The organism is Bradyrhizobium sp. CCBAU 11434 (genome assembly GCF_028128895.1).
Lineage (GTDB): Bacteria > Pseudomonadota > Alphaproteobacteria > Rhizobiales > Xanthobacteraceae > Bradyrhizobium > Bradyrhizobium zhengyangense.
Window position 1 is genome coordinate 336,916 of sequence record NZ_LBJX01000099.1, and the last position, 13,239, is coordinate 350,154.

General features: G+C 63.9%; 12 protein-coding genes. 4 read left to right on the plus strand and 8 right to left on the minus strand.

The window, feature by feature from the left end:
- The first annotated feature begins 56 nt into the window (after positions 1-56).
- Positions 57-785, plus strand: coding sequence for a Crp/Fnr family transcriptional regulator (locus tag XI06_RS32430; RefSeq protein ID WP_237866807.1), 729 nt, complete (start codon positions 57-59; stop codon positions 783-785).
- A 50-nt stretch (positions 786-835) separates the two neighbouring features.
- On the opposite strand, the gene XI06_RS32435 is transcribed toward XI06_RS32430, so the two are convergent.
- The 4 genes from XI06_RS32435 to XI06_RS32450 all read right to left on the minus strand — a co-directional run bounded on the left by XI06_RS32435 (position 836) and on the right by XI06_RS32450 (position 4,489).
- Complete coding sequence (locus XI06_RS32435) at positions 836-2,125, minus strand: TRAP transporter large permease (protein WP_237872892.1); 1,290 nt, start codon at positions 2,123-2,125, stop codon at positions 836-838.
- Between the two features lie 16 nt (positions 2,126-2,141).
- Positions 2,142-2,657, minus strand: a complete 516-nt coding sequence (locus XI06_RS32440; RefSeq protein WP_237872890.1) for a TRAP transporter small permease — start codon at positions 2,655-2,657, stop codon at positions 2,142-2,144.
- Positions 2,658-2,745: 88 nt separating this feature from the next.
- Positions 2,746-3,738, minus strand: coding sequence for a TRAP transporter substrate-binding protein (gene dctP / locus XI06_RS32445; protein WP_237872889.1), 993 nt, complete (start codon positions 3,736-3,738; stop codon positions 2,746-2,748).
- 55 nt (positions 3,739-3,793) lie between these two features.
- Positions 3,794-4,489 (minus strand): GntR family transcriptional regulator, encoded by a 696-nt coding sequence (locus tag XI06_RS32450; RefSeq protein WP_237866873.1) that lies wholly within the window; start codon positions 4,487-4,489, stop codon positions 3,794-3,796.
- A 414-nt stretch (positions 4,490-4,903) separates the two neighbouring features.
- Between XI06_RS32450 and XI06_RS32455 the strand changes: the two genes are divergently transcribed.
- On the plus strand, positions 4,904-5,710 hold the full coding sequence (locus XI06_RS32455; RefSeq protein WP_237872888.1) for an SDR family NAD(P)-dependent oxidoreductase: 807 nt from the start codon (positions 4,904-4,906) through the stop codon (positions 5,708-5,710).
- Between the two features lie 9 nt (positions 5,711-5,719).
- On the opposite strand, the gene XI06_RS32460 is transcribed toward XI06_RS32455, so the two are convergent.
- From XI06_RS32460 to XI06_RS32475, 4 genes are read right to left on the minus strand one after another with little or no spacing between them, the layout of a single operon-like run.
- Positions 5,720-6,418 carry a molybdate ABC transporter substrate-binding protein gene (locus tag XI06_RS32460; RefSeq protein WP_237872887.1) on the minus strand — a complete coding sequence of 233 codons (699 nt, stop codon included), beginning with the start codon at positions 6,416-6,418 and terminating at the stop codon, positions 5,720-5,722.
- Positions 6,415-8,544 (minus strand): xanthine dehydrogenase family protein molybdopterin-binding subunit, encoded by a 2,130-nt coding sequence (locus XI06_RS32465; protein WP_237872886.1) that lies wholly within the window; start codon positions 8,542-8,544, stop codon positions 6,415-6,417. Before XI06_RS32465 ends, XI06_RS32460 begins: the two co-directional genes overlap by 4 nt.
- On the minus strand, positions 8,541-9,011 hold the full coding sequence (locus tag XI06_RS32470; RefSeq protein WP_237872885.1) for a (2Fe-2S)-binding protein: 471 nt from the start codon (positions 9,009-9,011) through the stop codon (positions 8,541-8,543). Before XI06_RS32470 ends, XI06_RS32465 begins: the two co-directional genes overlap by 4 nt.
- Before the next feature lie 13 nt (positions 9,012-9,024).
- On the minus strand, positions 9,025-10,005 hold the full coding sequence (locus XI06_RS32475; protein WP_237872884.1) for a tripartite tricarboxylate transporter substrate binding protein: 981 nt from the start codon (positions 10,003-10,005) through the stop codon (positions 9,025-9,027).
- 225 nt (positions 10,006-10,230) lie between these two features.
- Here XI06_RS32475 and XI06_RS32480 point away from each other — a divergent pair, with 225 nt between their 5' ends.
- A complete protein-coding gene (locus tag XI06_RS32480) occupies positions 10,231-12,321 on the plus strand; it encodes a molybdopterin oxidoreductase family protein (RefSeq protein ID WP_237872883.1) in 2,091 nt (696 codons plus the stop codon).
- Between the two features lie 132 nt (positions 12,322-12,453).
- Entirely contained in the window at positions 12,454-13,236 is a 783-nt protein-coding gene (locus tag XI06_RS32485; protein WP_237872881.1) for an enoyl-CoA hydratase/isomerase family protein, read from the plus strand.
- Positions 13,237-13,239: the final 3 nt, after the last annotated feature.

The following is a 13,239-nucleotide window of genomic DNA, read 5'->3' on the forward strand; positions in this document are numbered from 1 at the left end:
ACGGGCAACACTGACTACGCAGGAACTCCAGCGCTCGCAGTCTTAGGAGTCCCGGCGTGCCTCAGGACAAGACCGGCGACCCCCGGCAGTCGTCGGGTAACAAACTGTCGGTCCTGCGCAAGCATCCGATCTTCGCAGATCTGGAGCCGGACGCGCTCGATCAACTCTGCCGCTACGCCAAGCACACCACGGTCAAGCGCGGAGCGACGATCGCCGCCAAGGGCGATCCCGGAAACAATCTGTTCGCGGTGATCACGGGAACAGTGAAAATTTCCTCCTCATCCCCCGATGGCCGGAACGCCATTCTCAATCTGATCGGTCCCGGAGAGATCTTCGGCGAGATCGCGGTGCTCGATGGCGCACCACGGTCGGCCGATGCGACCGCGAACACCAATTGCGAGCTCTACATTATCGACCGCCGCGACTTCCTTCCGTTCGTGAAGAGTCAGCCGGCACTCGCGATGAAATTCATCGAATTGCTTTGCGCGCGGTTGCGCTGGACCAGCCAGCAGGTCGAGCAGGTGATCTTGCAGAATCTGCCGGGGCGGCTTGCGAGTGCGCTGCTCGGCCTCACCGAGGAGCGTAAGTTCGATTCCGGCAGCGGCACCCTCGCGATCACCCAGCAGGAGATCAGCGAAATGGTGGGGATGACGCGCGAGAGCATCAACAAGCAATTACGCGCGTGGGCCGGCCGTAACTGGGTCCGCCTTGAGCATGGCGCCATCGTCGTGCTCGATACCGAGGCGCTGCGCGAGCTTGCCGAGAGCGGTCTCGACGGCGAGTGATCCTGCCGATCGAGGGACGCGCCGGCGACGTCAAGCCGGCGCGGTCCGCTTCAGTGCAGGATGTGACGCGGCAGCCAGAGCGAGATCTCCGGCAGGTAGGTGACGAGCATCAGCACGAACAGCATGACGCCGTAGAACGGCCAGATCTTGCGCATGACCTCCTCGAGCGAGACCTTGCCGACGGCGCAGCCGACGAACAGGATCGCGCCGACCGGCGGATGGCACAGGCCGATGCCGAGATTGAGCAGCATGATCATGCCGAAGTGCACGGGATCGACGCCGAAATTCTGCATCACCGGCAGCAGGATCGGCGTGGCGATGAGGATCGACGGCGCCATGTCGAGCAGCGTGCCAAGCAGCAGCAATAGGACGTTGAGCAGCAACAGGATGACGTATTTGTTGCTGGAGATCGACAGGAAGAACGCCGTCATCTTCGCCGGCATCTGCGTCAGCGCCATGATGTAACCGACGGCGGAAGCACAGGCGATCAGCGTCATCACCATCGCGACGGTGCGCAAGGTCCGGTGCAGCAGCACCGGCAGGTCGCGCCATTTGTAGTCGCGGTAGACGAACATGGTGACGAAGAACGCCCAGATGCAGGCGACCGCGCCGGCTTCGATCGCGGTGAAGATGCCGCCCAGAATGCCGCCGAGGATGATGACGAGCGTGATCAGGCCCCAGGCCGCATCGATCGTGATCCTGATGGCATCCTTGGCCGGCACGGTGCGGCCCTGCGGGTGGCCCTCACGATAGGCAATCACCAGGCACAGCATGATCAGGGAGAAGCCGATCAGCAGTCCCGGGAAAACGCCCGCCATGAACAGCGCGCTGATCGAGATCGTGCCGCCGGTGGCAAGCGAATAGAGCACGGCGTTGTGGCTCGGCGGCACCAGCAGCGCCTGCACCGAGGACGAGATGGTGAGGTTGGTGGCGAAGACGCGCGGATAGCCGTTCTTCTCCATCTGCGGGATCATCACCGAGCCGATCGCCGACGTATCGGCCACCGCCGAGCCGGAGATGCCGCTGAGGAACGTGGTCGCCAGCACGTTGACGATCGACAGGCCGCCGCGCAGGCGCGTCAAGCCGACCAGCACGTCGGCAAAGGCAACCAGCCGCCGCGCCATGCCGCCTTCGGCCATGATGGCACCGGCGAGCACGAAGAATGGAATCGTCAGCATCGCAACCTTGCTGACGCCGTCCGAGATTTTCAGCATCAACGCTTCCAGGGGGATACCGACCGACAGCGCACCGGCGATCGCCGCCATTGCCAGCGAATAGGCGATCGGCATGCCGATCAGGAAGCATACGATCATCGTGCCGAGGAGGATGAAGATGTCCATTGCGATGACTCCCGGCTCACTCGAAGGGGGCGGTTTCGGAATGCTTGCCGATCGGGTCGGGCGGCACGCCGAGGAAAATCCGTTCGATCACGAACAGGAGCAGACAGACGCCGCCGATCGGGATCGGCAGATAGGTGACGCCGACCGACAGCGAGGGAAAGTCGGCGATGCTGTTGTGCCAGGTGACCTCGACCAGGCTCTCGCCCCAGATCACCATGAACAGTGCGATCAGCGCCATCAGAAGCTGGACCAGAATGTCCGTCGCCCGCTGCAGCAGCGGAGGCAGCTTCTTGGCGAAATAGTTGACACTCATGTGCAGGTTGAGCCGATAGCCGGCGGCGGCGCCGATGAAGGTCAGCACGATCGTCAGCAGCACCGCCATTGGCTCCGGCCATGAAGCCGCGCTGTTGAGCACGTAACGCGTGAACACCGCCCACGGGATCACCGCGGAGATCAGCACCAGTGCGATGCAGCCGACGATCACGCACAACAGGTAGAGAAAGTCCATCGCTCGGCGAAACAGTGCGGCCATCCTCGTTTCCTGCTCTGTCGGTGGTCCGGATTGTGAAGGCCAAAGCGCGGTGAGTGATCGCCGCGCTTTGGCTCCTGTTTGAGCAAGCTTAGAGCGCCTGGATGCGCTGGATCATGGCCTGGTATTTCGGGCCATACTTGTCCCAGACCGGCTTGACCGCATCCTGGAATGGCTTCTTGTCGGCGATCTCCACGATCTCGCAGCCGGCGGCCTTGGCCTTCTCCATCGCCGTCGTCTCATACTTCTTCCAGAGCTCGCGCTCCTCGAGCTGGGCCTCGCGCGCAAACTTCTTGATCAGCGCCTGGTCGTCGGCAGACAGCGCGTTCCAGGATCGCTTGGAGAAGCAGAGGATCTCGGGGATGATCAGGTGCTCGGTCAGCGAGTAGTATTTCGCCGCGGTGTAGTGGTTGCTGAACACGTAACTCGGCGGGTTGTTCTCCGCGCCGTCGATCACGCCGGTCTGGAGCGATGAGAACACCTGGTCATAGCCCATCGCGATGCCGTTGCCGCCAAGCGCGTTGACCATGTCGATGAAGATCGGATTGCCGATCACGCGAAGCTTCAGCCCGTGGATGTCGGCGATCGATTTGATCGGGTGTTTGGTGTTGTAGAAGCTGCGCGCGCCGGAATCCATCCAGCACAAACCGACCAGATTGGCGTTCGGGCTCGCCGTGATCTTTTCGAGCAGCTCCTGGCCGACGTCGCCGTCCATCATCTTCCAGGATTGGGCCACATTCTTGAACAGGAACGGCATGTTGACGACGTTGATGTCGTCGACGATCGGGCCAACCGCGCCGGCGCTGACGCGCAGCATCTGGATCGCACCGATCTGGGTTTGCTCGATCGTTTCCTTCTCCGCGCCGAGTTGTGCGGAGGGATAGGTCTGGATCGAGAGCCGGCCTTGCGTCGCTTCGGCGAGCTTCTTGCCCATGCTCTCGACGGCGGCAACTGTCGGGTAGCCGACCGGCTGCACGTCGGCAGCTTTGAACACGGCCTTGGTCTGGGCGCGGCCTGACGAGATCGGAGCAAGCGTGGCTGCGCCAAGTCCTGCACTCAATTTGATGAAATCACGGCGTCTCATGGTAGTCCTCCCTCATTATTTCTTCGGTGTGTGTCGTCGTCGACCGGCGATACGGTCATTCCGTGCTGGCGAAAAACTCCGGATTGGTATGTTGCGTCTCCGAGATGTCGCGGAGCAGCCGGTCGAGATGCCGCTCCATCGCAATCCCAGCACGTTGCGGGTCGCGCGCCTCGATCGCCGCGAGGATCGGCTCATGCTCGGCAATCACCTGCGTCATGCGCCCGGTGACCGGCAGCGTCAGTTGGCGATAGCGATCGACATGCACCTTCACATGCAGGATCAGCGTCCAGATTCCGGGATGTCTGGCGACATCGGCGATGGTGGCGTGGAATAACTCGTCGGCCTGGTGAAATGCAACACGGTCTCCAGCCGCATCCGCTTCGCGCTGACGTTCCACGATCGAGCGCAATTGCAGAACCTGGCTCGTCGTCGCGCGTTCGGCCGCGAGCCGCGCCGTCGTCTCCTCCAGAGCCTTGCGGATGATGATGGCCTCAGGCAGGGCGGCGAGCGGGATGCGGGAAACGAAGATGCCCGACTGCGGGAAAACGTCGAGCAGGCCCTCGTCGGAGAGCTTGAGGATCGCTTCGCGCACCGGCGTGCGGCTGACGCCATAGCTGAGCGCGATCTCGGACTCCGAAACCGCTTCGCCAGGCCGGCGTCGCATCGTGACCAATTCGCTGCGCAGCTCACTGTAGATGCGCGACGACGCCGTCGCCCGCAGCGGTGGCCGACCGCGGCGAGGACCGGTCATCGTTGAAGCCGAGGCCTCAGTCTTCTTCGTCGAACGGGCGGACATGCGTGCTCAGTTAATTGATATATTAGTATACGAGACGGTCTGCGCGAAGATCAACTAGGAGGTTAGGAGGGGGTGTCTCTGCTGCATTGCAGCAGGAAGCGGTTGTTCTCGAACCGAAAGCAGAGCGCGAGATTTTTCTGGCGACCATGACGGATCTGTTCGCGCTCAAGCGCCCCTCCTTGAATCCATTTCCCCGTCGGCCTTCGTAAGGGCGCGCGGAGTGCGGAGTCCAAGTTGAAGCGAGCATCGATCGATGCCGTTTTTGGATTGATGGGTTGGCTGCCGGGTGTACGAACGTACCCCGACCTCGTATCCCGGCCGTTTGCTGCGCAACGAGCCGCATGGCTGCAACAAGAAAAGGATGTGACCGTGACTGACTATCGCAAGCTCTTCGATCTCACCGGCAAGACCGCCGTGGTGCTTGGCGCCGCATCGGGCATCGGCAAATCGTCGGCCGAAGCGCTGGCAGGGCTTGGCGCCCGAGTGGTCTGCGCCGATCGCGCGCTTGATGCGGCAGAGACGACGGCCGTGGGCATTCGCGACAAGGGCGGCTGGGCCGAGGCGGCGAGCTGCGATGCTTCAAGCATTGCCGACGTCAATGCGCTCGCCAAGACGGTAATGCAGAAGTTCGCGCGGCTCGACATCGCCGTGACGACGCCCGGGCTCAACATCCGCAAGACCATCCTCGACTACACCGAGGAGGATCTCGACCGCGTCCTGAACCTCAACGTCAAAGGCACGGTCTGGTTCTTCCAGGCGTTCGGCCGCATCATGGTCGAGCAGAAGGGTGGCAGCATCATCGCCTGCTCCTCGGTGCGCGCGGTGACCATCGAGCCGGGCCTGGGAGTCTACGGCTCGACCAAAGCGGCAATCGGTTTGCTGGTGAAGGGCTTTGCCTCCGAGGTCGGCCATGCCGGCGTGCGCGTCAACGCAATCGCGCCGAGCATCGTCGAGACTGCGCTGACCAGCCCTTTCAAGAAGCGGCCCGACATCTACAATCTCTACGCCGGCCACACCGTGTTCAACCGCTGGAGCAGCGCCGACGAGGTCGCCACGGCCGTTGCCTATCTCGCCTCGGATGCAGCGAGCTATGTCAGTGGCAGCACGCTGTTTGTCGATGGTGGCTGGACCGGAGTTGACGGCCCGCCGACCGGTCTCACCCAGCTGCACAAATAAGCCGCGCATCTAGCTCGCAAAACCCATGCGCTGGCGCAGGTCTCTCTGGTCTGCGCCGGTCAGCAGCGCGATCAGCGCCGCCGCTTCCTTCGGATGCACCGCCTGCGTGGCGATGCCGGCCGTGTACATCGTCACCAGCTCGCATCCCGGCGGCAGCGAACCCGATAGCGCGATGCCGTCAGTCGCAATGATCTCGGTCGCCTGGGTGCATCCGATCGGCCGCGACGCGGTGGACGTCGCCAACTCGCGCATCGCCGTAGCGCCGTTCGGGAATATCTTCAGGCGCGACGTGACCTCATAGGCGATGCCGAGCTGATCCAGTACTTTTGCCACGTGTTGGCCTGCGGTGGAGGCCCTGGTATCGGGAACGTAGATGGCGTCTGCGGACCGCAGGACGTCGCGCAGATCGGCTTCCGTCTTCACAGTCACCTTGGGGTCGCGGCTGCGGACCGCCAACGCGGTCTCGACCCGGCCGACATCGGAGATCGAGGAGGGGACGACAAGTTTCTCCGCCGTAAGCTTAGCAAGCAGAGCCTGCGTCAGGATCACGAGGTCCGCGGGCGTGCTTGCGCGCAGCTTGTCCGCCATCACGCCGACAGCGCCGAATTCGCCGTCGATGCCGAAGCCGGTCTGCGCCTTGAAGGCCTCGGTGAGGCCGCGCACCAAGCCTTGCGCCGCACCGCCGCTCAAGATGTTCACTGTCGTCACAATGCAAGCTCCATGGCTGCGATGATCTTGTCGCGCGTGATCGGCAGGTCGCGTACGCGCACGCCGAGGCAATCGAACACCGCATTCGCGATGGCCGCCGTCACAGGGCCGTGTGCGGCTTCGCCAGCACCGACCGGCTCGATCTCAGGCTGCTGAATGATCTCGACATCCACGGCCGGGACCTCGCTGAAGGTCAGGATCGGGTAGTCCGTCCACGAGGTCGAGGTGATGTGCGTGCGGTCGAAGCGGACGCGCTCCTGCAGCACCCAGCTCGTCGCCTGGATCGCGCCGCCTTCGATCTGGTTGATGACGCCATCAGGATTGATGGCCTCGCCGACGTCGACCGCAAGCGTCAGCCGTCTCACGCGGATGTCGTCGGCGCCTTCGATCTCGGCGATGGCGGCGCAATAGGCGCCCGTGTTCTTGTAGCGGGCAAAGCCGACGCCGTGACCGATACCCGTATGCTTTTCGGGCTTCCAGCCTGCGCGTCGTGCGACGGCGCGGAGGACCTCACGGGCCCGCTCGTCGCGGAGATGTCGCAGGCGAAATGCGATCGGGTCTTCGCCGCGTAAGGTTGCGATCTCGTCGAGCAGTGATTCGATCGCGAACACGTTGCCCTGCGCGCCGAGGGTCCGCAGCGACGAGGTGCGCACCGGCATTGTCAGCAGGCGATGGCTGGTGATGGTCCAGGCCGGAAGATCGTAGAGTGGAACGGCGTTGCGGTCGCTGCCGCCACCATTGGCGGGCGGCGGATTTGTCGAGATCATGCGCGGATAGGGATTGGCGATCTCGCTTGCCGCCAACAGTGCGGGCTGGGCCGCGCGCCCAGGCCGCGCGGTATGACCATTGCTCCAGATCGCATGACGCCAGCCAACGATCTCGTTTTCCGCATCGAGGTCGGCTTCGATCTCGATGGCCATCGCGGCCCCAAACGGTGCGTGGAACATCTCGTCGTGGCGCGACCATTGCACCCGCACCGGACGGCCGTCGGCGGCGTTTGCCAGCAGCACGGCATCGAGCGCGACGTCGTCAGCAGCATTGTGGCCATAGCATCCAGCCCCTTCCATGTGCTCGACGGCGATGTTCTCGGCCGGCAGCTTGAGCACAATTGCGAGATCGACGCGGAGCAGATAGACGCCTTGGCTATGCGTCCAGACGTGGACACGGTCGCCGTCCCATTGCGCCAATGCGCAGGACGGCGCGATCGAGGCATGCGCGATGTAAGGGCGGGTGTATTGCCGGCGCAGTGTACGCGCAGCCTTGGTCACGGCCGGCGTCCTGGCGTCGATGATCGTCGTCTCGATCGGCTGGCTTCTCAGGAAACCAGCCAGATCGTTCTCATCAGGCAGCGGCTCCCCCGCCGACCATGTCGCGCCCTTGCGCAGGGCCTTCAGCGCGGCTTCAGCCGCAGCCTCGCTGTCGGCGACGACGCCGGCAAAACCGCCGTCGCGGACGATCGCGATGAGCCCGCGAACGGCGCGCGCAGGCGCCTCGTCGAGCGCGGTCAATCTTGCGCCCGAGATGTCCGGCCGCAGCACGCGCCCGTGCACCAACTCGGGCAGTGCATGATCATGGATGAAGCGCGGCCGCGCGAACACCTTGTCGGGAATGTCGACGCGCTGAATGGAATGCCCGGCGACGCTGCGTGTGGTGGCGGACTTGGCGACTGTGCCAGGTGTTGCATCGCGTTCGAGCGATACGTCTCCGGCGAGCTCCCAATAGCTGGTCGCGACATTGCCGGGGCCGGAGATCACGCCATCCTCGACACCCAGCAGCGCCGCATCGACGCCGAGACGTTCCGACGCTGCCGCGAGAAAGCGCTGGCGTACCTCCGCACAGGCGTGACGCAGCGCGCGGCCGGATTGCTGGATCGACAGGCTGCCGGAGGTGACGCCTTCGTTCGGGCTCGCGGCCGTCGAGGCGCGGATCATCTCGATGCGGCCGATCTCGACGTCGAGCTCGTCCGCGGCGATCTGCGCCAGCGCCGTCACGATGCCCTGGCCGATCTCGACCTTTCCGGGCGAGATCGCGACGCGGCCTTCGGCGGTGAACCGTACCCAGGACGACAGTCTTGGGTTGGCGGCAAGGCTGTGCGGCAGTTTCGGACCGGGAGGCGGCGCACTCATGACGTGGCCATCTCCGATGCAGCGCGCAGCACGGCGCGGACCATGCGGTTATGCGACCCGCAGCGACACAGATTGCGATCGAGCGCCGCTCTGACCTCCGCCTCCGTCGGAGCCGGATTGCTGTTCAGCAGCGCTGCCGCGCTGATCATGATGCCCGAGACGCAATAGCCGCATTGCATCGCCTGTTCGGAGATGAAAGCGCGTTGCAGCGGATGCGGTTGCTCGATTGTGCCGAGGCCCTCCAGCGTGACGACATCCTTGTCCGCGACCGACCACATCGGCATATCGCAGGACGTCATTGCGTGGCCGCCGACCATCACAGAGCAGGCTCCGCATTCGCCGGCGCCGCAGCCGAAATGCGCACCGGTGATGCCGAGCCGCCCACGCAGCACATCGAGCAGCGTCTGGTCTGGATCGACGTCCACGGACATCGCAGCGCCGTTGAGCTGGAATTGAATGGTGGGCATGACCCGCCTAGCCTCAGGACTTGTTGAATTTCTTGACAACGTCGGCCCATTTCGCGATGTCGCCGCGCAGGAATTTGTCAAACTCCTCCGATGTCATCGACATCGGTACGGCACCCTGCTCAGTCCAGAGCTTGACGATGTCGGGACGCTTCACCATCGCGTTGACGGCTGAGTTGAGCTTGTCGATGACGGGCTTGGGCGTGCCTGCTGGGGCCATCAGGCCGAGCCAGATCGTTGCCTCGTAGCCGGGAACGCCGGCTTCGCCGGCGGTCGGCACGTTCGGCAGCACGGCAGAGCGCTGTTGGCCGGTGGTCGCGAGCGCACGGACCTGGTTCTCGCCGATGTTCGGCGCCATCGCCGGCACCGCGTCGATCATCATCTGCACCTGGCCGCCGATCACGCCGCTGCGGGCCTCGCCGCTGTTGCGGTAGGGGACGTGGACGACGTCGATGCCGGCCATGGCTTTGAACAGCTCTCCGGCCATGTGATAGGGCGTACCCTGGCCTGATGAGGCGTAGTTCAACTTGCCCGGCTGCGACTTCGCAAGTGCGATGAACTCGGCAAGCGTTTTCGCGGGGACTTGCGGGTTCACCACGATAACGAGATCGGAATAGTTCACCGGCGCGATCGGCGCGAGGTCGCGCATCAGATCGTATTTGCGCTGCTCTGCGGTCAGCAGCGATTCATTTGCGGTCTGGGTGTTGGACATCATCAGCAAGGTGTAGCCGTCGGCAGGGGACTTCGCCGCCTCGACGGTGCCGATGACGCCGCCGGCGCCGGTGCGGTTCTCGACCACGAAGGGCTGGCCGAAGCGCTCCTGGAGCGCCTGGCCAATCAGCCGGGCCGCGACGTCAGCCGGTCCGCCCGCGCCGAACGGCACGACGATGCGGACCGCGTGCGCGGGATAATCCTGCGCCGGGGACGGGCTTGCGGAAAATGCGGCGAGCAGGCCGGCGGCCAGCGCCAGCGAAATGTATCGGGCCCTCACACCCACCTCCCTGAACTCGTTCTTGTTGGCCCGCACTGTAGAGGGAGCAGACGCACACTGTCGACGCCTCACAAAGTCGATTTGATCAGGAATATCTGCCCGTTTTCGGTGTGCACCCAGCATTTCGCGGTCGCGGCGGAACAGGCCGCGCGCCGGCTTTGAGCATTTTGCATGGGCAGTGCCGGATAAATGCCCTCGGCTCACAGGACTTTTGATGTTACGAAATTGTTCATGAACCAGCACGCCAAGATCGAGATCCGCCACTCCACCTGTCCGCACGATTGCCCGTCGGCCTGCGCGCTCGATGTCGAGGTGGTCGAGGGCCGCAGCATCGGCCGCGTCCGTGGTTCTAAGAAGCAGACCTATACGGCCGGCGTGGTCTGCGCCAAGGTCGCCCGCTACGCCGAGCGCATCCATCATCCTGAAAGGGTGATGTATCCGATGCGCCGAACCGGACCGAAGGGCTCCGGCCAGTTCGAGCGGATCTCCTGGGACGAGGCGCTCGTCGAGATCGCCGACCGCTTCAACCAGGCTGAGCGCGGATTCGGCGCGGAATCGATCTGGCCCTACTACTATGCCGGCACCATGGGCCTGGTAATGCGCGACGGCCTCAATCGTCTCACGCATGTGAAAAAATATTCGCGCTTCTACCAGACCATCTGCGCCAATGTCGGGCGCATCGGCTTTGCAATCGGCACCGGCAAGATCGCGGGCGTCGATCCGCGCGAGATGGCGCTGTCGGATTTTGTCGTGATCTGGGGCACCAATCCCGTCAACACCCAGGTCAACGTGATGACGCATGCCGCGCGTGCGCGGAAGGAGCGCGGTGCTAGGATCGCAGCCGTCGACATCTACGACAACGAGACCATGAAGCAGGCCGACATCAAGATCCTGCTGCGCCCCGGCACCGACGGCGCGTTTGCCTGCGGCGTGATGCATGTGCTGTTCCGCGACGGCTACGCCGACCGCGCCTATATGGACAAGTACACTGACTGTCCCAATGAGCTCGAGGCGCATCTGAGGTCGCGCACGCCCGAATGGGCGTCCGCGATCTGCGGCGTGCCGGTCGCCGAGATCGAGGCCTTCGCCAAGGCCGTCGGCGAGACCAAGCGGACCTTCTTCCGGCTCGGCTACGGCTTCACGCGTTCGCGCAACGGCGCGATGCAGATGCATGCGGCAAACTGCATTCCCGCGGTGACCGGCGCTTGGCAATATGAAGGCGGCGGCGCCTTCTTCAACAATTACGCGCTTTGGCATTTCAACGAATCCGTCATCGAAGGTCATGATGCGCTCGACAAGACGGTCCGCGCGCTCGACCAGTCGCAGATCGGTCGTATCCTCACCGGCGATGCCGAGGCCCTGCTGGGCAGGGGTCCGGTCAAGGCGATGCTGATCCAGAACACCAACCCGATGACGGTGGCGCCGGAGCAGGCGCTGGTGCGGCAGGGCTTTGCGCGCGAGGACTTGTTCGTCGCGGTGCATGAGCAGTTCATGACCGAGACGGCATTGATGTCCGACATCGTGCTGCCGGCGACGATGTTCATGGAGCACGACGACCTCTATTACGGCGGCGGTCATCAGCACATCTCGGTCGGCCCCAAGCTGATCGATCCACCTGGCGAGTGCCGCTCCAACCACCAGGTGCTGCAGGCGCTGGCGCCACGGCTTGGCGCGAAGCACCCGGGCTTCGAGATGACGCCGCGCGAGTTGATCGACACGACGCTGAAGCTGAGCGACCACGGCGACATCGCCGGCCTCGAGGCCGATCTCTGGCGCGATCTGCAGCCGGATTTCCGCACCTCGCATTATCTCGATGGCTTTGCTCATCCCGACAAGAAATTCCACTTCAAGGCCGACTGGGCGCATCCGCCGTTCGGCCAGACCATGGGCGATTTCGACAAGATGCCGTCGCTGCCGGATCATTGGGCTGTCATCGAGCACAGCGATCAGGCCCATCCGTTCCGGCTGGCGACCAGCCCCTCGCGCAGCTTCCTCAACACCACCTTCAACGAGACCCCGTCCTCGCAGGCGCGCGAAGGCAAGGCGAGCGTGATGATCCATCCGCTGGATGCGGCCGCGCTCGACATCGCCGATGGCGATGCGGTGACGCTCGGGAATATCAGGGGCGAGACCACGCTGATTGCCGCTCTGTTCGAGGGCGTGCGGCGCGGTGTGCTGATCGCGGAATCCGTGCATCCGAACAAAAATCATATCGGCGGCCGCGGCATCAACATGCTGACCGGCGCCGATACGATCGCGCCGATCGGGGGCGCTGCGTTCCACGACAACAAGGTCTGGATCAGGAAAGCGACCGCAACCTGAGCTGCACTCGCGCTGTGCTTCCCTACAAATTTGTGTCGAGGCGCTAAAGCGGCGCCTCCTGGCAAATTGCCCTTGCACCTCACTCCGGAGCTGCCGCAAATGGCTGCAGACCAGGAGCAAGGATCAAGCGTCATGACCGACACCACAGCCGTCATCACCGAGAAGCGCGGGCAGGCGTTCTGGATCACCATCAACCGGCCGGAGAAGCGCAACGCGCTGAACGGCGACGTGATCGCCGGCATCACGAAAGGTTATCGCGACGCACATGACGACAAGGATGTTCGCGTCATCGTGCTGACCGGCGTGGGCGACAAGGCGTTTTGCGCCGGCGCCGATTTACAGAATTCCGGCGCGGCTTTCGCGATGGATCACTCCAGGCCCAATGTCGACTACGCCGATCTGCTGCGCCTGTCGCAGAATGCGACCAAGCCGGCGATCGCGCGCGTCGGTGGCGTCTGCATGGCCGGCGGCATGGGCCTCTTGTGCATGACCGACATGGCGGTTGCGGCAGACCATGTGATCTTCGGCCTGCCGGAGGTGAAGGTCGGCGTGTTTCCGATGCAGGTGCTGAGCCTGTTGCAAGAGATCGCGCCGAGGCGCCTCGTCAACGAATGGGCGCTCACGGGCGAGCCGTTCGACGCAAAGGCGGCGCAGGCAGCGGGCCTGCTCAACTACGTCGTGCCCGCGGCCGAGCTCGACGCCAAGGTCGACTGGCTGATCGGCCGCATCGTCGACAAATCCCCGACCGCAATCCGCCGCGGCAAATACGCCATGCGCGCCATCGCCGCGATGTCCTTCGACGAGAGCATTGCCTACACCGAAAGCCAGATCGCGCTGCTGGCGATGACCGAAGACGCCAAGGAGGGGCTGAAGGCATTCAGCGAAAAGCGGAAGCCGGTCTGGACGGGGCGGTAGATC